Annotated in this window: 18 protein-coding genes and 1 pseudogene; 8 read left to right on the forward strand and 11 right to left on the reverse strand. The window is 59.4% G+C overall.

Annotation, left to right across the window (positions count from 1 at the left end; translation table 11 throughout):
* The 7 genes and pseudogenes from ABW043_RS18475 to ABW043_RS18500 form a co-directional block, all read right to left on the reverse strand.
* On the reverse strand, positions 1-1,047 hold the full coding sequence (locus ABW043_RS18475) for a LacI family DNA-binding transcriptional regulator (RefSeq protein WP_353922668.1): 1,047 nt from the start codon (positions 1,045-1,047) through the stop codon (positions 1-3).
* Positions 1,040-1,798: a glycerophosphodiester phosphodiesterase family protein gene (locus ABW043_RS22940; RefSeq protein ID WP_502908670.1), complete on the reverse strand. Its 759-nt coding sequence runs from the start codon at positions 1,796-1,798 to the stop codon at positions 1,040-1,042. Before ABW043_RS22940 ends, ABW043_RS18475 begins: the two co-directional genes overlap by 8 nt.
* Positions 1,796-2,506: pseudogene (locus tag ABW043_RS22945) on the reverse strand (glycerophosphodiester phosphodiesterase); the annotation flags it as partial. The gene ABW043_RS22940 and the pseudogene ABW043_RS22945, both read right to left, overlap by 3 nt.
* A gap of 6 nt (positions 2,507-2,512) precedes the next feature.
* A complete protein-coding gene (locus ABW043_RS18485) occupies positions 2,513-3,565 on the reverse strand; it encodes an ABC transporter ATP-binding protein (protein ID WP_353922670.1) in 1,053 nt (350 codons plus the stop codon).
* Positions 3,565-4,389: a carbohydrate ABC transporter permease gene (locus ABW043_RS18490; protein WP_353922671.1), complete on the reverse strand. Its 825-nt coding sequence runs from the start codon at positions 4,387-4,389 to the stop codon at positions 3,565-3,567. The genes ABW043_RS18485 and ABW043_RS18490 overlap by 1 nt, the downstream gene beginning before the upstream one ends.
* Before the next feature lie 4 nt (positions 4,390-4,393).
* Positions 4,394-5,707, reverse strand: coding sequence for a carbohydrate ABC transporter permease (locus ABW043_RS18495; RefSeq protein WP_353922672.1), 1,314 nt, complete (start codon positions 5,705-5,707; stop codon positions 4,394-4,396).
* 57 nt (positions 5,708-5,764) lie between these two features.
* Positions 5,765-7,117, reverse strand: coding sequence for an extracellular solute-binding protein (locus tag ABW043_RS18500; RefSeq protein ID WP_353922673.1), 1,353 nt, complete (start codon positions 7,115-7,117; stop codon positions 5,765-5,767).
* A gap of 228 nt (positions 7,118-7,345) precedes the next feature.
* Between ABW043_RS18500 and ABW043_RS18505 the strand changes: the two genes are divergently transcribed.
* Positions 7,346-7,765 (forward strand): GNAT family N-acetyltransferase, encoded by a 420-nt coding sequence (locus tag ABW043_RS18505; RefSeq protein WP_353922674.1) that lies wholly within the window; start codon positions 7,346-7,348, stop codon positions 7,763-7,765.
* Positions 7,766-7,846: 81 nt separating this feature from the next.
* Here ABW043_RS18505 and ABW043_RS18510 read toward each other — a convergent pair whose 3' ends face one another.
* A complete protein-coding gene (locus ABW043_RS18510) occupies positions 7,847-8,317 on the reverse strand; it encodes a group II truncated hemoglobin (RefSeq protein ID WP_353922675.1) in 471 nt (156 codons plus the stop codon).
* Between the two features lie 61 nt (positions 8,318-8,378).
* Here ABW043_RS18510 and ABW043_RS18515 point away from each other — a divergent pair, with 61 nt between their 5' ends.
* Positions 8,379-8,714, forward strand: coding sequence for a winged helix-turn-helix transcriptional regulator (locus tag ABW043_RS18515; protein ID WP_353922676.1), 336 nt, complete (start codon positions 8,379-8,381; stop codon positions 8,712-8,714).
* Positions 8,715-8,742: 28 nt separating this feature from the next.
* On the opposite strand, the gene ABW043_RS18520 is transcribed toward ABW043_RS18515, so the two are convergent.
* Complete coding sequence (locus tag ABW043_RS18520) at positions 8,743-9,192, reverse strand: winged helix-turn-helix transcriptional regulator (protein WP_353922677.1); 450 nt, start codon at positions 9,190-9,192, stop codon at positions 8,743-8,745.
* 107 nt (positions 9,193-9,299) lie between these two features.
* On the opposite strand from ABW043_RS18520, the gene ABW043_RS18525 reads away from it, so the two are divergent.
* From ABW043_RS18525 to ABW043_RS18550, 6 genes are all read left to right on the forward strand, one after another.
* Positions 9,300-10,520 (forward strand): MFS transporter, encoded by a 1,221-nt coding sequence (locus tag ABW043_RS18525; protein ID WP_502908669.1) that lies wholly within the window; start codon positions 9,300-9,302, stop codon positions 10,518-10,520.
* Between the two features lie 375 nt (positions 10,521-10,895).
* The gene (locus ABW043_RS18530) at positions 10,896-12,641 is read left to right on the forward strand and encodes a peroxidase family protein (protein ID WP_353922679.1); all 1,746 of its coding nucleotides are present in this window, start codon (positions 10,896-10,898) and stop codon (positions 12,639-12,641) included.
* Between the two features lie 18 nt (positions 12,642-12,659).
* A complete protein-coding gene (locus ABW043_RS18535) occupies positions 12,660-14,429 on the forward strand; it encodes a M4 family metallopeptidase (protein ID WP_353922680.1) in 1,770 nt (589 codons plus the stop codon).
* Positions 14,430-14,464: 35 nt separating this feature from the next.
* Positions 14,465-14,944, forward strand: a complete 480-nt coding sequence (locus ABW043_RS18540) for a DUF4257 domain-containing protein (RefSeq protein WP_353922681.1) — start codon at positions 14,465-14,467, stop codon at positions 14,942-14,944.
* Between the two features lie 161 nt (positions 14,945-15,105).
* On the forward strand, positions 15,106-17,100 hold the full coding sequence (locus ABW043_RS18545; protein ID WP_353922682.1) for a gluzincin family metallopeptidase: 1,995 nt from the start codon (positions 15,106-15,108) through the stop codon (positions 17,098-17,100).
* 1 nt (position 17,101) lies between these two features.
* Complete coding sequence (locus ABW043_RS18550) at positions 17,102-18,595, forward strand: ComEC/Rec2 family competence protein (protein WP_353922683.1); 1,494 nt, start codon at positions 17,102-17,104, stop codon at positions 18,593-18,595.
* 450 nt (positions 18,596-19,045) lie between these two features.
* On the opposite strand, the gene ABW043_RS18555 is transcribed toward ABW043_RS18550, so the two are convergent.
* Positions 19,046-20,221: an MFS transporter gene (locus ABW043_RS18555; RefSeq protein WP_353922684.1), complete on the reverse strand. Its 1,176-nt coding sequence runs from the start codon at positions 20,219-20,221 to the stop codon at positions 19,046-19,048.
* Between the two features lie 15 nt (positions 20,222-20,236).
* A partial coding sequence (locus ABW043_RS18560) for an aldo/keto reductase (protein WP_353922685.1) occupies positions 20,237-20,796 on the reverse strand: 560 nt, incomplete at its 5' end.

Raw genomic sequence — 20,796 nt, forward strand, 5'->3', positions numbered from 1 at the left:
CTAGAGTCGGTTTTCCTGGAAGTGCAAAGGTGCGGCGGTTGATCCGCGACGGACGAGCTCGCTCGCGATTATGGTGTGAGGCTGGGCCTTGGTGGGATCGTCAAGACAACTGAGGAGCGCGGTCAACGCCGCTTTGGCGAGCGCTTGCGGGTCCTGCCGTACCGTTGTGAGATCGTAACTGGACCAGGAGGCTTCGGCGATATCGTCACAGGCAATGACGCGCAGATTTCCCGGGATAGTGAGGCTCGAACGCAGCCGCACCTCATCGAGAAAGCCGAGCGCCAGCAGGTCGTTGACACAGAAAACGGCGTCGACGTCTATGCCACTCATCAGGAAATTCTGGGCAGCCTCCACGCCCCCCTCGTAGTTCTGCACTGCTCCCTGAAAATCACCCACCAGTTCAAGGCCACGCCCGCGACAGGTCGTGATAAAGGCGGCTTTGCGCTGGCTGATGGTGTGGGACGCGCGACGTTGGCTGGCGATGGCAACGCGTTTGCAGCCGATGGCGAAAAATTCTTCAGCGGCAAGGCGCCCCGCAGCCACCGTGTCCATGGAAACATTGGCCACCGAGCCACCCACTTCGGCCTTGTTGATCAACACCAGAGGCACGCCATAGGCGGCGCATTCCTGTGCGATCTCGGCGGGAGGGGTATCCGACGTAACAATTGTACCGGTGACATTGTAGTGCAGCATCATGTCGATGAGATGCCCCACATCTTCGCCCGGCTGGGTGGGTAGCAGCATAGGCCGAAAACCCTGCGCAACGAGCTCGCGCGCCATGCACTCCACCAGACGCGCGCGCATGGAGTTCTCCATGTCGGAGACCACCATGGCCACGAGATTGGTGCGTTGCTGGGACAGCCCACGCGCCAGGAAATTAACTCGATAGCCAAGCGTTTTGGCAGCGGCGAGCACCTTCTCACGAGTGGCCGGTGCGACACTGGCTCCGGCCGTATAGGTGCGCGATACCGCCGAGCGGGAAACCCCTGCCAGCTCCGCGACGTCGTCCGAGGTGGGGACGCGGTTTGTTCGATCGTCCTTATTCATTGACAGCCGGATCCTTGGCTTTGCGGCGGAGGGCGTCCAACAGCAAGGATGCATGATCGAGATTGACCATGGCCGGCCCGAAATCAACGATCTGGTCGAAAACTGCTCGGTCGCTGCCGAAGTATTTTAGCATCGGCGTCAGCCCCAGCGCGAGTGCCTCCTGATGGTCAGCGGCATAAGTGTCGAACTCGATCTCGACAATCTCCGGCTCAAGATCGGCCTTGAGGGCGGTCAAGCCAGAATAGTCGATGCGGCGGGACATAATGCGCGCGTCTGGCGAGAGAGAGCGCAATTGTGCCCGCAGCGCTGCATCGGGGCTGGAGTGGACGCAGTGGTCCGCAAAGCCCATGGCATCGACAATGGCAAGAATACTCGCCGGATCGGCATCCTTGTTCTCGATGAGCATGTACCGGCCGTAGGACCGGCAGAGGTGGATCATCTCGGCGAGCGTGGGTATTTTCTCGCTGCCATAGTGCGCCGAATAAAACGAGCCAGCGTCCAGTTCGAGCAGTTGCGCCAGAGTGTGATCGGCCACTAGCCCGTGGCCGCTGGTCGTGCGCTCGAGTGTAGCGTCATGGATGGCCACGAGTTCGCCGTCGGCCGTCTCACGGACGTCGACCGAGATCCATTGGCAGCCTTGGTCCAAGCTTAGCTTAGCCGCGGCCAGCGTGTTCTCCGGGGCAAAATCGTGCGCGCCGCGTTGGCTGACGATCCCGATGCCACGCATGTCGACACTGTCGGTGCCATGCATCAGCTCTGGCTGGTTGGTGCAGATGCCGAGCACCGGGAGTTTCAAGAGGTCGTCGAGTATAGCGCGCCGCTCTTCATGCCAGAGCACGATGCCCAGCCCCAGGCTCTCAGCCCTGGCGATCAGTTCAGGCGTAACAAGGTCCTGCGGACGTTCGCCATCGCGCTCCCAACAGAGATGAATGATGTCGGCGCCACCAAGCTCCGCCATTGCGAACGGATCGCGACCGACCGGCACCAGAACCGACAGCGGATAGGGGCAATTGGCATTGACCATGTCTCGCACTTCGGCCGGATTGAAGCTGCCGAGTCCCGCCGCCGTGAAGTCGAGCGCCTTCAGCCTTTCAATGGATGGGCGCCCTGCCCCGAGGCCCTTGATCTCTACATAGAGTGCACAATTCACGTCGCGAGCGAGTGAAATGACCTCGTCAAGAGAAGGCACGGTCGGCGCAACATCGCGCAGTTCCACAAGGGAATAGTCAGCGACATTGCCATCGACGCCGTGGACGCGGCTGAGATCAGCGTCATGGGCGACGACTGGATGGCCATCGGCCGTCAGCCATACGTCGATCTCCCACATTTCGGCGCCAAGTTCGGCGGCAATGCGGAAGGCTTCGAGCGTATTCTCAACGGCATGCTCGGACGCGCCCCGGTGGGCGATACAAAGCGGCCGATTGTCCGCACGCGACGGGAAAGGAATGGAATTGCGCATGATGGGCTAAAGAACCTGGCCGTTGGCGTCGAAGGGGAGAAGATGCTCGGTGTCGAGCACCCAGGACACCGAACTACCGAGGGCAATGTCCGAGCGGACGGGCTGGATTGAGCGCAGCACCACCCCTTGGGCAATGGTCACGTCGAAGAGGGTTTCGCGCCCTTGCGGCTCAACAAAGGAAACCACCCCAGAAATCGCTTCGGCGCCTTCGCGCCCAAAATGTTCGGGACGAATGCCAAGGCTGATCGGGGTGCCTTCAGGTGTCGAGGCGAGGCGTGCCGGCAGCGGCAGGCTCACGCTATCAATGGCGAAGCGGCCAGCTTCGGCCCTTCCCTCAAGCATGACAATCGGTGGATTACCCAAGAACCCAGCGACAAATTTGCTCACAGGGGCTCGGTACATCTCGGTCGGCGTCGCCACCTGCAGGATTTCGCCCTTGTTCATGATGGCGATGCGATCGCACATGGACATGGCTTCAACCTGATCGTGCGTCACGAGAATGGCGGTAATGCCGGTCTCAAGCTGGATACGACGGATTTCCGACCGCATTTCGAGACGCAACTTAGCATCGAGATTAGCCAGCGGCTCATCAAGCAACAACACATCCGGCTTACGGACCAACGCCCGGGCAAGAGCAACACGCTGCTGTTGGCCGCCGGAGAGCTGGGATGGACGCCGATGCAGCAAATCTTCGATATGCGTCATCGCGGCCATGGCCCGGACGTCGCGGTCGATCGCTTGCTCGGAATCCCCACGTACGCTGAGGGGGAACGCAATATTGTCGAAGACCGTCAGGTGCGGATAAAGCGCGTAATTCTGGAAAACCACGCCGACATTGCGCTTCTGGCTCGGCAGCTCGCCGACATCGCGATCCCCGAACAGAATCTGTCCGCCATTGATGCGATGGATGCCGCATATGGCAAAGAGCGTAGTCGATTTCCCGCAGCCCGAAGGTCCGAGGAGGGCCAGCATTTCTCCGTCTTTGACGGTGAGGTTCATCTTGTCGATGACCACGAGGTCGTCGAAAGCCTTGGTAAAGTCCTTGAGAGTGACTTGCATCAGCCCTTCGTGCCTCCGCTGAAAATGTTCATCAGACGGTTCTGAAACACGGCGTAGAGGGCCAGGATTGGCAGCGTGTAGAAGAGACCGACCGATTTAACGAGATTGAAGTTGTACTGCGCCGTATCCGGGTCGGAGACGCGGTTGAGATAGGTGGAGAGCACGTCGAAATTGCTCGATGGCGCGAGGATCCGTGGGAGCATGAATTCGCTCCAGCCATCGATGAAAACGAAGATGCCGAGAGACAGCAGGCCGGGTTTGACCTGGGGCAGGATCAGCCGCCACCACACTGTGAAGCGGCTTGCGCCGTCCTGTACGCCGGCCATCTCGATTTCCCAGGGCACCTGGTCGTAGAAACCCTTCATGATCCAGACACCGAACGGGATGCTGAACCCGGTCTTGACCAGGATGACGCCGATCAAGGTGTTGTAGAGACCGGCGAACTGAAGAACGAGGAAAACCCCGATCAGAAGAGTCACGGCCGGAAAGGCGTGCATGACGAGGATGCCGGACAGAAACAGCCGGCGAAACGGCAGGTTGAGCCGGGAGATGGCGTAGCCGGCCGTCGAGGAAACAGTCAGCACGATGACGACCATCGTCGAAGCGAAGATGAAGGTCGTGGCGGTCGGGCCCCAGACGTCGCCAGTCAGCTTGGCATCCCACAAGAAACGCCAATGTTCGAGGGTGAATCTCGTGGGCCAGAACGACCCGGGCGCGGACGTGGTGACAGTGTCGATGGCGAGGAAGAGGTACATGATCGCCAAGGGAGCGGTGATCAGTGCCAGAACCAGAATGATCGGCCAGAAGGCAAAATTGCGGGACATGGACCTAGAACTCGATCTTGGGTTTGCTGACCAGTTCATCGAACCGGAATACCCGCAGGTACAAAACGGACAGCACGATGCCGACGATGACGAGCACCAGTGCCATGGCGGCGCCGACCGCATATTCGAGATTGCCGGTATAGTTGCTCAGCCCAGCCTTGAACGCCTCCAGCGCCCAGACCGTCGTTGTGCTGCCCGGACCACCATTGGTGGTCAGCCAGATCTGTTCGTAGGACGAGAGCAGCGAGAGCGTCTGATAGGAGGTGACGAATAGGATCGGCCAACGCAGTTGCGGCAGGATGATCCGCCGGATCTGCTGCCACCTCGTTGCGCCATCCACCTCGCTGGCCCAGAGCTGCTGCGCCGGGATTGCGCGCAGCGCGCCAGAGAAGATGATCATGCCAAACGAGGCGCCGATGAACCCGTTGAGGAGGATGATAATGGTCCAGGCGGTTGGCACCGATCCCTTCATATAGTTGAAGGCAGGGAGGCCAAGGCTCTGCGCTATGTTGTAGATGAACCCGTTTTCCCAGGTCATCCACTTCCACATCACAGCATAGAGAACCACTGGAGTGATCCGCGGCAGCAGCCAGAGAACGCTGAACACGCCGCCAGTCTTCTGCGGTAGATAGAAGATGCAGATGGCGAGGAACAGGCCCACACCCACATTGAAGGCAAGCGTTGCGGTGACATAAAAAACCGTATTGCCGAGAATGCGCAGCGTCTCTGGCTTCTCGAGCAAGGTGCTGAAATTGCGCCACTCGACCCAGCGCCAGCCAGTGTAGCTCGCTTCAGTGATCTGGCCGACCGTTTCGGCCGATGCCGCGGGTGCCAGGCTCGTGATCGCAGCCCCTATCTCTTCACGGCTGTTATAGCGTGTGTTGAGAATAGCGCGGGAAAATGGCTCGGCGGCCAGTTTGAGATCGCGTGTCCGAGTGGGTCGTGACGGTAATTTCTTGAGCGCCGCTTCGAAGGCGCGTGAAGTATCGAAGCTTTGCCCCAGCAGTTGCTGTTCGATTTCGGCGAGGAATTGCGGCTCGACCCCCGCGCTCGCCGCAGCTGCGAGCGTTTTGGGATCAACGGCAAAGACCCTCTGCTCCAGCACCTCCAGAACGGCCGGTTCGACACCGCGCTCTCCCAGCGTTCGCAGGAGATTGCCTGTCACCACATAGGAGCCGCCAGTGATGCCTGTTGCCGTGCTCATATTGGTGAAGGCGAAGACTGTCGTGAGAGCGACAGGCATGAAGAAAAAGGCGATGAGCAGAAGAAGTGCGGGGGTGACAAAAGCCATGCCCAGCATGCTTGTTCTGGCGCGCATAATCTGACCTTCCAGGTGAAGGACCCGGACGAGAAGCCTCGCCCGGGCCATGCTCGTTTAGCGGACGACGATGGCGTCGCCGATGGCGGAGGTAACTTCAGCTTCGACGGCCTTGACGGCGTCTTCGACCGAACTCACACCAGTCCAGGAGGCTTCAAGGCCCTTGAACATCGCGGTCCAGTAGACGCCGAACTCGGGATTGTTCGGAATGGCGTTCGCGTAGGGCAGGAAGTTCTCGGTAGCTTCCGCGGCCCAGCGGTCATTGGCGTAGAGCGGCACGTTGACCTGCTCGGAGCCGATGGCGAGATGAGCGGACTTGATGGCATGCAGCGTGTTGATGCGCGGCTCGGATGCGATGGTGATGAGTTCAGCGGCGATCGCGGCTTCTTCATCAGTCCCCGTGGTGGAAAGCAGATAGACCAGCGGGTGGGTAATGGTATTGGCGCGACCTTCGGCATTGCCAGCCGGGATCAAAGTGGCCTGGACCTTTTCGTGGAAATTTTCGAGGCCCTTGGCTTCCCACTGCGGCTTGCTCCAGGTGCCGGCATGCCATGCGCCAGCCTTGTCCGAGATCACCGCATCGGTGAAGCTGTCGCCCGGCGAGCCCAGATGGGTCGAGGACGTCAGGCCCATAGCAACAGCATCCACGAAGAACTGATACATGCCGGTCAAAGCGGCCTTATCAAGCAAGAGCTTGCCGGTTGCCTCGTCGACCAGATTGCCACCAAAGCTCTGGTAGAACTGCCAATAGTCTGGGCCGTTGCTGGTGCGCGGCAGGAAGCCCTTGTTGGCTTCGACAAGGCCCGCGTCCTGCATCTTCTTGACGTCGTCGAGCATGGAATAGAGCGTATATTCGCCACTCAGAACCTTAGCCGGAAGCGCATCGATGTCGGCCTCCGAATAGCCGATAGCGGCCAGATGGCTCCGGGAGAAGTAGAACGGACGGGACTCCGAATCCTGCGGCAGCCCCCAAACGACGCCGTCATAGCTCGCGACCTCGACAAGGTTCGGATAGAGCTGGTTAAGGGGCCAGGCGTCGAAATCGACATAGTCTTCGACCGGACGCAGGATGCCGGACTGAGACCACGGGCCAATGTCCTCGTGGCCGGTGACGATAATGTGCGGGGCATTGCCCGCTTCGGCAGCAAGGGTGACTGCCTGCTTGAAATTGTCCCAACCGTCGAAGGTATGCTGCTCTTCGATGGTGATATTGAGCTCTTCACCGCGGACTTCCGCCTCGCGTTCGAGAATGTCTGCGGCCATTTCGATGGCCTGCCAGCGATAGGCATCCGCCGGGCCGCTGCCGCCAGCCCATACCGAAATCGTGTAGTCGGTGGCCTGGGCCATGGTGGTGCCCGAAAGCAGGATGGCGCCGAGTGCCAAAAGTTTAGTCGTCTTGAACCTAGTCATGAGAACCCCGGAATGCATGGAGGAGACGCTGATGCACGCGCGTGCAATCGGGGTTCTAAGGTCGGTTTGTGACGCAGGAGAAACGGGTATGAGTCAGTTTTGTGAAGAGTGCGGCAACCTTCACTACGGCTGCAGCGTGGGTTGCGGAGACTGCGTCGGCGAAAGGCTACCCAAGACCGGCCATAGCCAGATCTTCAAAATAGGGTTCGGTTCTGGCAAGGTTCGTTCATGGACATTCGCCTGGCGACCCCTGAGGATCTGCCAGCGCTATGCAAGCTGGACACCTACGCCGCCGAACATTTTGAACGGCAGGTGGAAATCCGCAGTTGGATAGACCGAGGTGTCTGCCATGTGGCTGATGTCGGCAACGAGTTGGCCGGGTACGGTATCATGACCAACCACTTTTTCGGCCAGTCGTTCGTCGAGCTGATTATGGTTGCTCCCCGTTTTCGACGTTCTGGAATAGGGCTCGCTCTGATTAGGTTTTTCCAAGACAGCTGCCACGGTCGAAAGTTGTTCACCTCGACAAACCTATCGAACCACTCGATGCAAAGCCTGCTGCTGAAGGCGGGGTTCAGGTCGAGCGGCTATATCGAAAATCTCGACAAAGGCGATCCTGAGCTGGTGTTTTTCTACCCCGCTTTGTAATCGCGGCCCTGGGATGCGCAGAAGAGCGCCGTTGCCTGTAACCCGACTGGGCTGGCAGGCACGGGTTGACCGCTATGGTGGTCACGAACCTCCGGGGGCAAAAGGTCCCTTGGCCTCGCCCCAACCCCATTTTGGCATCGGCGCATGCTCGGACACCTTTGCGCCGGGTTGTGAGTTGATGACCGCAAGACGCGATCCCCATTCCAGATAACTGACCAACGCCGATGCGAATTCCGGGTCGGCCGGCAGGGCAAGGTCGGTGTAGGTATCGAGCAGAAGGTTGATCCATCGCCGCCGCATCACCTCTGAAAGGTGGCGGTTCAGGTGATGGCGTACCATCTCTGGATGCCCGCCATGTGCCTGCGAGTAAAATGGCGGCCCGCCAAAAACCTCTGCCAAAAATTCGGCGACGTGACGCGGGTGTCCGGGGTCCATCCTCGAAAAGACCGGGCCTAGCTGGTCATCTAATCGAACGCGCTGATAGAAAGCCTCAGTAAGCCGGGAAAGGGCATCAATGCCCCCGACCCATTCGTATAGGCTTGGTGTAGTCATGGCATCCTCCGCTGAGGCGCCAGTTTGGTGAGAGCTAGGCCGTTCCACAAGGAGTTACCGGATGGTGTGTACCGCTGGCGAAGAAGCCAAGATGATAGACTGTCCTGCCTTGGTCACCATCCAGCTCGTTTCGGGCAAATGGAAAACCCGCATCCTCTGGCATTTGCGGCATGGTAGTGCCGGCTTCGGCGATCTAAAGCGTGCCCTGCCAGGGATATCGCCAAAGGTGCTGACCGATCATCTCGACGCGCTCGTAGCGGATGGCTTGCTTACGCGATCACAAAGCCTGCGGGCCAATGTTTTGCACAGCGCTTACGACTACACTGACTATGGCCGAACGCTCATCCCAGTGCTCGATGCACTCGGGAATTGGGGACTGTGCCACCGCGATAGGTGATGAAATGACGAGGTGGGCGTATCCCTCTCTAGCGCGCCGCCTTTCTGACTCCGGTATCGCTCCAGCCCAACGGTCGGCCCATCAGGGCTTGCAGTTGCAAACGAGCTACCTGAGCGCCCGTGTCAATCTCGACTAGCTGAGACCTAGGCTCATCGCTGTCGTAAAGATGGTCTTCACCCCATTGGCGCAGCGCAACGATGACCAGGAAAAGACCCCGGCCCTTCTCGGTCAATGCGTATTCCTTGTAGGCACTGCCGTCAGAGGCCGGCGCCAATTCCAGAACACCGCTTTCTGTCAAATCGCGCAAGCGCGTAGACAGCATGCCCTTGGCAATCCCAAGCCCATTCTGAAACTCACCAAACCGTCGCACGCCATCGAACGCGTCGCGTATGATCAGCAGCGACCACCAATCCCCAATCACATCGAGCGCTCTGGCGACCGGACAGCTTGCGTTCCCGAAAGTGACGCGCTTGACCATGATATGTGCCCCTTACCTATCCAAACTGGTTCTAATTTAGAACTGGAATTAGGGCGCCGCAAGTGGTCTTAACATGAAACCAATTTCTGCTCCGACGGAGGGTTTTCATGCACGATGGGACGATAGCGGCTGCCAAGCCTGAGCCGTCTGACGGACTGACAAAGATCACAACCTTGATCTTCGCCATCGCTGCCGGTCTGAGCGTGGCGAACATCTATTATGCACAACCCCTGCTCCATTCTTTGGCGCGAGACTTCGGGATGTCGCCCTCATCAGTCGGCATCGTCGTCACTCTGACCCAAGTCGGGTACGGTTTGGGATTGATTTTCGTCGTCCCGTTAGGCGACCTGATCGCTCCACGCCGTCTCATCCTCACCCAAGGCGCTTTGTCGACACTTGCATTGGTGGGCGTCGCCACTGCCACAACGGAAGCCATTCTGTTGGTAAGTTTGGCAGCGATGGGCCTCCTGGCTGTCGTGGTGCAGGTATTGGTTGCCCTCGCTGCTAGCTTGGCAACACCGACCGACCGAGGCAAAGCTGTTGGCACCGTGACGAGTGGCATTGTCGTCGGCATATTGGGTGCCCGCTTTGCCGCCGGTTTGCTGGCCGACATCGGCGGCTGGCGGGCGGTCTATCTGACATCGGCCCTTTTGACGGCCGCAATGGGCGCGACGCTTGTGCGCGTACTGCCCCGCCAGATTTCTCTTTCGAACCATGAAGGCTACGCCGCTGTCCTGCGGTCCGTTCCGCTTCTGTTTCTACGTGATCGCGTCCTTCTCATCCGCGGCGTTCTAGCGTTCCTGATCTTTGCGGCCTTTAGCACTTTCTGGACGGCCCTCGTCTTGCCATTGAGCGCTGCGCCATTCTCCTACTCGCACACGCAAATAGGCCTGTTCGGCCTTGTCGGCGTAGTGGCAGCGATTGCGGCGACGGTTGCCGGCAAACTCGCCGATCGCGGCATGGGTCAACGCGTGACCGGGATATCGCTTAGCGTGCTGTTGGCGTCCTGGGTGCCAATCTCATTTCTGCCGACGTCGGTTCCCCTGCTTGTCGTCGGCGTCATTCTGCTAGACCTCGCTGTGCAAGCGGTCCACGTGACCAACCAGAGCATTATTCTCGACCGACACCCTGAGGCGCGTAGCCGCCTGATAGGGGGCTACATGGTGTTCTATTCCTTTGGTAGCGCTATCGGTGCCGTTGCCGCGACCATGGCCTATGCCCAAGATGGCTGGCAGGGCGTGGTGATACTGGGCGCAGGTTTCAGTGGCCTCGCGCTGCTGATCTGGGCCGGAACGCGCCCCGACCCTAAATCGCTACTTTCAGCGTAACGCGATCACGCCCCCAACGAACGAAAAGGGGGCGAAGGCTGCCGGCAAAGGTGCCCTCCACACCGCTAATTCCCGCGCTATCGCCGTCATTTTGGAACGTCTTGTGGCGCAGGACCGGCTGGCCCGTAGAATTACCACGCAGCTAAGTACCCAACACCTCTGTAAAAAAAGAATCGCGTTCAGTAATATTGTTCGTAAATTCAACTCAAAATGACCATACTATACTTTAATTGGTGACAGTCTCACCACCAACCTCTACTGTTAACCATCTGGTATACGCAATAAGTCCGAAAAATTACATGTCGTCGCATGGATATATTTGTGCGTCACTGTGCTTTAACGTCTAAAACTTCGGTGCTAGCAGAGGGTTGAGCGATGCTGTTTACGTTTGGACACGGTCAGACAATTGTCGTCGACACGGGACCGGTTCCCGCTGGAATAGGGATCGCGGCTGCGGGACAGGGGGATGTCATCCCACTCGATGCAGTCGTTGAAACCGCTGCGCGACCCGGCGCGATCGCCGCGGCTATCGCTCCTGCGGGTGGCACATTCGCCTATTATTTTCCGGGGGCCGCAACGATCCCGGAGAATTCCGGCACGCCTGATGCGCTTGACGCCATCGCCAACGCGATGATCGAAGAGGATAACGATCCAGTTGCCCAGAACTCGACTATTCCGCCGATTTTTACCTATCTCGGGCAGTTCATCGATCATGACATAACTGCCGGGACCGACCGAGACAGCACCCTGTCTGTGATCGCAGGACCTATAGTTCCGATCCCCCAGACCGATGTGGAAGCTGGTCTGTTCAATCTACGTGACGGATCACTGCGGCTCGACAGCGTCTACGGCGACACCATCGGTCAGGGCCCATTTGCTACCAAACTGTCCAAATTGATGCGCCACCCAACGCTGACGCACAAGATGCGGCTCGCCATTCCTGCGCCGACGGACGCGCCACCACTTCCAGCGGAGCCGGACAGAGCAGCGGATCTCCCACGCCTCGGATTCCTAGTAGAAAGAGGAGACATCACCCAAGCGGAGCTCGACGCACTCTCGCCGGAACTCAAGAAGACCTTCCTCAATCCGGATGGCACGCCCTATGAAGAACGGGCGATCATTGGGGACGGGCGTAACGACGAGAACCTACTGGTCGCTCAGCTACACATGAGCATGCTGCGCTTTCATAACAAACTGGTCGATGCCGTCGGCGACTTCGAGGCCGCGCGGAAACTGATGCGCTGGCACTATCAGTGGCTGATCGTGAACGAGTATCTTCCCACTGTTTGCGATCCGGCAATCGTCGCCGACGTGGTTGCGCGCAAGGCGCCACTTTACGCGGAATTCTTCGCCGCTCATGGCGCCGAAGGATCCACACAATTGCCGTTGCCTCTCGAATTCTCCGTTGCGGCCTTTCGCTTCGGCCACTCGATGATCCGGGGCTCTTACGACCACAACAGGTTCTTTGGTGAACCGGTGCCGGGCTCCAACAACATCATTGATTCCGCGGACTTTGGCCTGCTGTTTGATTTTACGGGCAACGGGAAGATGAAAGGGACGGGCATCAAACTGCCCCATAACTGGGTCATTGAATGGGAGCGTTTCGTTGCGATCGACCCAACTCGCCCCCGTCGTGCGGCTAGAAAGATCGATACCCACCTGGCGCCGCCGCTCAAGGATATGGTCAACGAAGATCCGGGCGTCTTCAAGCATCTGGCCCAGCGCAACCTGAGGCGAGGATATAGGCTATCGTTGCCGACCGCGCAGGCTTGCATCGCCGCTCTTGCTGGTGGCCATTATCCGACGATGGCTGCAATTTCCAACGCCGACCTCATCTCAGGACAGAGCGGGCAGAAACTGGACGCGGCCGGACTGGCCTATGCCACTCCGCTTTGGTTCTACGTCCTCAAGGAAGCCGAAGTAGCTGCCGGAGGGCAGCATCTGGGGCCCCTCGGCAGTGTGCTCGTCGCCGACACCCTGCTGGGTCTTATCGTGCAAGACAAGCAATCCTATTGGCACGGTGGAGCGAACGGCACCCCTTGGTCGCCGACCGACGCCGGGCTCGCCCAGCCAGTCGACTCGCTCAAGGCAATGCTGCGTTTTGCCGGCATGCTGCAATAGCGGGAAGAGGAAATTGCGATGGCCCGCTTTATAAACATCAATGTGAATGGCGTCGCAGACGAGCTCGGCGCCAATCAACCCCGATTGAGAAGCCTCAGTCGCTTCGAGACCGATGCCGCTACCAGGACAGGCGCGGATGCAAATTCAATGGAGGCGCGTGCCCAGACGCGCCAGGCCAATGCTAACAACGAGACGGCCAGTCGTGTCTTGTTGCAGACCTACCTTGAGGATGCCAATAGCGAGACACTCCTATCGATCACCGCACCTACACGCTCCGAACTTGTGCCAGACTTGCGGCTAGAGACAACGGGTACAGCGCCAGACCTTAATGCAACAACGCTGGCCTTCCAGCAATCCGCCGCATCGATACCGATATTTGGCGGACGCGTGGTGGTGGATATCGACGCCGATCACAAGTCGCTCGTGGCGATAAACGGCAAACTGTCGTCGCCGCCAAGTGCCAATGCAATAGCCCAGCTCAGTCCTGCCGAAGCCTGGGAGCGACTACGCCTATGGGCCCGCGAGCACGGCTCAGAACTGAGCGGCGCACCATCGCTACCGCCCAGCCTGACATGGCACATGGAAGAGAATGGCGAGGGATGGTTTCTCGTATATCACTTCACCTCGGTCCCACTCGATCCACCCATCGAGGCCATTCCTGAAGATCTCCCATTCGAAATTCCGGAGCAACTCGGCTGCATATGCCATGGCATGCGTGAGCAATACTACGACTACTTCGTAGATGCGCAGGACGGAGCGATTCGTTTCTTTTTCGCAAGCGCCGCTGCCCTCGATATTCCAGTGCCAATGCGCGGCCTCGACTACAACAATAAGCTTTGCAATTTCTTCGGCATCAACACGGCCAACGGCTTTCTCCTGATCGACCCGCTGAGAAATATCGCGACCTACGACTACGCAAACGGCAATCTAGACGACATGCCGCAACCACCTTTGCCATCACAGGCAATCAGTCACTCATCCAACGATCTAGGGGCGACTCGTCCGGAAGCAGTATCGGCGCACTTTCACGCCAAGCTAGTCTACGATTTTTATAATGATGTGCTCAAACGCGACGGCATAGACGACAAGGGCATGCAAATCGTGTCCGTCGTCAACGTCTGGTCCAGCGTTGGCAATCCATTGCCGCAGCCGCAATGGGGCAATGCGGTCTGGTGGCAGGGCAAGATGTGGTACGGGCAGCAGGGCGGGATAAGTTTTGCCAAGCATTTAGACGTCATTGCCCATGAACTCACTCATGGCGTCACGGAAACATCTTCCAAACTCATCTATCGGCGCCTCTCCGGCGCACTCAACGAGTCATTCAGCGACATCTTCGGCATCGCAATTGCCAATTGGTGGCCGGGAGCGCCCAGTCCGGTGAGCGGTTGGGCCTGGCAGATCGGTGCTGGCCTCGGGGCACACGGCGGTCCCATTCGCGACTTTGCCAATCCAGCCGCGACAGGTCAGCCGGACCACATGAGCATGTATCGCGTGCTGCCTGTCAGCACCGACCAGGGCGGCGTCCACATCTATAGCGGCATTCACAACAAGGCCGTGCACGGTTTGATGGCAGCCACAACACCGGGTGGTGACCCTGCGTTTCCGATGTCGGAATTGCTACTGCTTCTCTACCTAACCCTTACCCGGCTCACGGCGACCTCAGAGTTTATCGACAGCCGGCGAACGCTCGAAAATGTCGTGAGGGTCTTCCATGCCTCAGACCCCTCGGTCCGCCAGTTGCGCCTTGATACGATAGACCAAGCCTTTGGTGCAGTCGGCATCGTCTGACCCAGCGAAGGGGAGTGCGTGCCATGGAATGGTTGATGATCATAATGATCGTGCTAGTCGTCGTTGCCGGGGCAATCGGCGGCGCCGTGAACGCGATGCTGTCCGACAACGGCTTCATATTTCCCAAGGCAGAGACAACCGTAACTGGTGCCACCATCATGCGTCCGGGGTTTCTCGGCAATATACTCACCGGTTCAGTCGCAGCAGTTGTGTCGTGGGGTCTTTATGGGCCGCTTAGCAACCAGATGATCGTCGGGTCGTCAGTCACCACGACTGGTGGTCCCCTGACCGGGACGGGACTGACCCTGGCCTCATTGGTCGGCGCCGTGATTGTCGGCGTCGGCGGCGCTCGATGGTTGACCAGCGAAGTCGACAAGAGCCTTCTCAAGGCTGCGGCAGTCGAGGCCGCCGCCAGACAATCCTCCGATACTATTTCGGTTCGAATGGCCATGTCGACGCCTGCGGAAACGCTGGATATCGCCCGCTCAATGGAAGCGGGAAACACTCACGTTTGAAACCCACACCCGATCCGCTCCACGAACACGGGCGTCGGTAAGTACCCAGCGCCATCCAGCGAAGGGCCAGGACAGTCAATTACGTTAGGGCTCGCGCAGCCCAATTCTAAATCTGAGTTGTTGCCGATCTTCACGACCGCCCACTTTTCGAGGAGGCTGAAATGGAGCGCGAGTTCGTTGCCCCGCCGGTATCAAGGCGCCTGCAAATATTCTCCTTTGACCCGGGGCTTGCCGGGCAGTTCGAAAACGCGGGCATCGGAGAGCTTACGGTCAACGTGCCGTGGGAGGGGCTCGAACCCGGTCCGGTCGGCGAGTACATAGAGGTGGTCGACGTCGATCCAGCCAGCGGTGTTATGTATAGGCCGGTGAACCTCGACAATCCCATGCTACTTGCCCAGGACGGGCTGCCTCCCAGCGAGACAAATCCGCAGTTCCACCAGCAGATGGTCTACGCCGTCGCAATGGCGACCATCGGCCATTTCGAACGGGCACTGGGCCGCCCTGCCCTCTGGGCGAGCCGAGAATATACCGAAGAGGGCAAACGGTATGAGAGCTACATCCAAAGGTTGAGGATCTATCCGCACGCCCTGCGGGAGCAGAATGCTTACTATAGCCCCGACAAGAAAGCCCTGCTGTTCGGTTACTTTCCAGTCGAGCGGAAAGACAAGTTCAACTCCCCGGGCACGGTGGTATTCACCTGCCTTTCCCACGACATCATCGCGCACGAGACCACCCACGCCCTGTTAGATGGGGTACATCCGAGGTTCAACCGGTCGGTCAATCCGGATGTTCTGGCTTTTCACGAGGCCTTTGCCGACATCGTCGCCTTGTTCCAGCATTTCTCTTATCCGGGTGTCCTGAGGGACCAGATTTCGCGCACCCGCGGCGACCTCGTCGGTGACAATCTTCTGGCCCAACTCGCTCAACAGTTCGGACGCGCTTCGGGCCGGGGAGGAGCATTGAGGGATGCTCTCGGTAAGCGGGACAAAGAGACGGGTGTATGGATGCGACGAGCTCCCAACACGAACGAGCTGGACACCGTTTTGGAGCCGCATGATCGAGGCTCGATCCTTGTCGCAGCAGTTTTCGGGGCATTCACCAAGGTGTACCGCGCCCGCACCGTCGACCTGTATCGCATCGCGACCCAAGGCACAGGTGTATTGCCTGAAGGCGAGATACATCCGGACCTTGCAAAGAGGCTGGCCGACGAGGCTGCCCGCGCGGCACTATACGTTCTCCAGATGTGCATTCGGGCGCTCGACTACTGCCCGCCGGTCGGCATCACATTCGGGGATTATCTCAGGGCGATCGTGACGGCGGACTTCGACGTGAACCCCGAAGACGAGGCCGGTTTCCGTTTAGCCTTCGTTGAAAGCTTCAGAGAGTGGGGCATTCATCCGCGCGCTATGCGGAGTATGTCGATTGACAGCCTCCTCTGGCCGACTGGCGATGAGAGTATGTCCGAAGTCGGACTAGGGGGTAATCTTGATCTGAGTACCATCTTTGGCTCAGCCCACGATACCGATGAAGTCGCGTATTCCAGCGGGACGCGGAAAGCCGCGTCGTACGTCGACCGACTATTGCCTTGGACGCTAGAATCCGACCGCCGCAAGTCTTGGGAAGGGATGGAAGACAGCGCGCGGCAGATGTGGGGCTGGCTGGTAAATGGCGAGGGCCGGAAATACGCCAAGGCGGCCGGCCTCGTTCTCGACGAGGACCCCAAGAGGCGGACGATCTTTAAGCCGCCAAAAGGCAAAGTGGGTCTTGCGGTGGAGGTCCACTCCGTGCGGCGGGCGGTCAGGAAGACTGCTAAGGGTGGTACGATCGATTGTCTGGTCGTCGAAGTGACCCAAAGGCGGCGCGGCTATTACGACGCTGACGAACAGAGACGGAAAGACCTCGGTGAAGAGGAGATCAAAAGCGGAGACAACGGCAATTTTAGATTCAGAGCCGGATGCACCCTGATCATCGAATCGGACTCGCTCCACCTCCGGCGGGTCATACGCACCGCTACCCCGATCGACGACAATGACGAACTAGAGCGGCTCCGGATATTTCTAACCCGAGGCGTAAAGCCACCGAACGCTTATGACCCCGGTACGAGGATAATTTATTCCCGCGAACCCTTCGCCCTGCTCCACCGTGAAGGAGACTGAAATGCCAAGACACCCTGCCTCCCATGATTTGATTCTCGACCCACCGATGGGTGGCGCAGCCATCCGGATGTACAGGATCGGCCATGGCGATTGCTTCCTCCTCTCATTTCTCGGTCAGGAGGGTAAGGTCTTTGTGCTTATCGACTGCGGCTATAAACCAGGTTCCGAGAAATGCCTGCCGATCAAGACCTCCGCCGACGACGTTGTCGCCGACATCCGAAGGGTCACCGACGGAAAGCTCAACGTTGTGGTGGTCACCCACGAGCACCAGGACCATCTCAACGGCTTTACCGAGGAGCGCTTCAAAGGATTCGAAATAGGGCACCTCTGGTTCTCCTGGGTTGAGAGCGAAAGCGACCAGCTCGCGAACGCCCTGCGCAGACGACATGAGGGACAACTGCGCGGCCTTTCGGCCGCCCGCAGCAGGCTGGCTGCCAATGGCTCTCCTACCGCCGCCCGTATTGACGAGATGGTCGCCCTTGAGATCGGCGGAGAGCAGGAAGGGCTTACGACAGAGGAACTGTGCGCAGCCGGCAGGTTCACCAACAAATCCGCACTCGCCATGCTCCGTTCGAAAATCCAAGGACTCCCTCGTTGCATCTATCCCCACCAGGAGATTGTGCGAGTACCCGGGGTCGACTTCGTGCGGGTCTTCGCATTGGGGCCGCCGCACGATGAGAATGCGATTGCCGATCTGGAACCCCGGGGAGGAGAGGCCTTCCCGCGGACATTCTCCGATTCGCTGCCGGACATGTCGTTTGAAGCAGCGCTAGGCGGTCGGGAGACCTTCGCTCCATTTGCCGGCCGATATGCCACTAGGCTCGATCGCGTCGGCGAAAGCGAGGAACTGTCGTCTTGGTACGACCGGCACTACGGGAGGGGCGAGGAAAGCAACGACGATGATGACGTCGTGTCAGGCAATGCCAAATTCAGGCGGATCGAGCACGATTGGCTGCATTCGGCGGATCGCATGGCAATGGCTATGGGGGAGTTCACGAACAATTCCAGCTTAGTATTGGCCTTTGAACTGGGAAAGGGCGGAAAGGTTCTGCTGTTCGCCGGGGATGCACAGCGCGGGAACTGGGCGTCTTGGGCCGCCAAGGATTTCCCGGATTCCGAAGGGGATGTGAATGTACGCGAACTGTTGGGCCGCACGGTGCTTTACAAGGTGGGGCACCACGGAAGTCATAACGCTACACTGCAAGGCCGCACCCAGGACGATTATCCCAACCTTGCATGGCTGGGTCGCAACAGGCATGCCGAGGAATTCGCAGCAATGGTTCCGGCGGTGAGGAAGTGGGCGATCGAGACGGCCGGCTGGGACCATCCGCTGCCCTCCATAAGCCAGGCGCTCAAGGTCAAGTGCGGGGAGAGGGTTATCCAGACCGATACCGACCTGGCACACAATGCGGAAGGCACGCATGCAATGATCGACTTCATGTCGCGAACCAGGAGTACGCCGCTATATTTCGACTACGTGGTAATGCCTGACTAGGCTGCGGATGCGAGTCTATGGTGACAAGCCTCAAGCGGAACAGGGTGGGCTCCAGCTTGTTGGCCTTGGGAGCTTGCCAGAGTTGCCATCGTCACGCGGGCTAAACGAATGGCCAGCGTTCCGGATGGGCAGCGACAATATGATCCACTTCGAACCTGGATCGCTGCGCGAACCATGGCCGTGGGCGAACTGCCACGTAGGATGCGTTGTTGGTGGACGTGCGGGCGTTATGGAGCTTAACCGCTGCGAAGGTTCGGAAGCGAATTTCCTCCGAGCTGAGGGTGCCGCGGAAGTTAGCCTGACGCTGATACGTGCGGACTAGTCTCTCCCGTTGACCACCCAATGGCGACGGCTGCTTCCGGCAGGTCGGGCCGTCACCCTCAGTAGTTACAATGGGGCTAGGAACTGCCGTTCGGAATGCACCCCTGTCCAGTCGTTCATAGCCCATCCTCATGTCCTGCAAAGTTGCTGATCGGCCGGCACTGGTGCCCTGCCAACCGCGATCAGAACAGCGACTAGCCCGATGGCCGAGGTCGCGGCGCCCGCCAGTGCCACTGCGGGATAGCCAAGTCCGGATGCGATGACCGCGCCACCCAGTGCCGCGCCGATGGCGTTGCCGAGGTTGAATGCGCCGATATTGACCGACGAGGCCAGGTTGGGCGCGTCTACCGCAGCTGACATGACCCGAACCTGAAGCGGCGGCACCAGTGCGAAGCTTGCCACGCCCCACAGGAAGATGATGATCGGCGTCGGCGCGATAAAGGGCATCAACAATGCGAAGGCGATGAGGATCGCGGTCAGCCCGCCCAGCGTCACGATCAGGGTGCGATCGACCGACCGGTCGGCGAAGCGGCCGCCCAACCAGTTGCCCAACGTCATCCCCACGCCATAGGTAACGAGCATCGCCGTGACGAAGCCAAGCGAAGCGTGTGTCACATCGCGCAGGATCGGCGCGATATAGGTGAAGACAGCGAACATCGCGCTCGAGCCGACGACGGTGAGAGCAAGTGCTCCGAGCACCTTTCCGCGCCTCAGCGCGCGCAATTCGGCAAGCGCGTTGCCGCTCTTGGGTGCAGGTAGTGACGGCAGTGTCAGCCGAAGCGCGACCATGGTGACAATGCCGAGCCCGGCAATTCCCCAAAAAGCCATCCGCCAGCCGAGATATTCGCCTCCCCAGGTCGCGAGCGGCACGCCGACGACATTGGCGATGGTTAGTCCCATGAACATCGCCGCGACCGCGCCGGCCCTGCGCTCGGGCGGCACCAGGCTGGCCGCTACGATCGATCCGACGCCAAAGAAGGCGCCATGGTTGAGGGAGGTGACGATCCTCGCGAAGAGAAACATGCCGTAGCCTGATGATACCGCTGCCAGCAGATTGCCAAGGGTGAAGATGCCGGCCAGCGCGATCAGCAGCGTGCGGCGTGGCACCCGGCCGGTTGTGAGCGTCATCAACGGCGCGCCGATCATCACCCCCAGTGCGTAGGCGCTGATGAGCAGCCCCGCGACAGGGATGGAAACGTCGAGATCGGTTGCAATGACCGGCAACAGCCCCATCGGGGCGAATTCCGTCACGCCGATGCCGAAGGCGCCGACCGATAGAGCGATCAGCCCAAGGTTGAATTTCATGTCAGGAATTCCTTGTCAGACAATCGCCGGGTTGAGGCGGGCAAAGCCCTCCTGCTGGCGATACGGAGTGTGGGGATAGGGAGGCAGCAGGTCGCTTGCGCTGTCGAGCGCCGCCATCTGTTCTGGCGTGAGCTTCCAGCCCACGGCGCCGAGATTCTGGCGCAGCTGTTCCTCGTTGCGCGCCCCGATAATGACTGACGAGACGGTTGGGCGTTGAAGCAGCCAATTGATCGCGATCTGCGGGACGCTCTTGCCGGTCTCACGCGCGATATCTTCCAGCGCGTCGATCACCTGGTAGAGATGTTCTTCTTCGACAGGTGGGGCGAACTGCTCGGTCTCTTGGAGGCGGCTGCCTGCGGGGATCGGGCGACCGCGTCCGATGCGGCCGGTCAGCCGACCCCAGCCAAGGGGGCTCCAGACCAGCGCGCCCACGCCCTGATCGACGGCGAGCGGCATCAGCTCCGCTTCATAGGCCCGGCCGATCAGCGAGTAATAGACCTGATGCGCGACAAGGCGCGACAAGCCCTGCCGATCTGCGACCGCCTGCGCTTTCATGAGTTGCCAGCCGGGATAGT

The organism is Devosia sp. (assembly GCF_040509215.1).
In the GTDB taxonomy this organism is placed as follows: domain Bacteria; phylum Pseudomonadota; class Alphaproteobacteria; order Rhizobiales; family Devosiaceae; genus Devosia.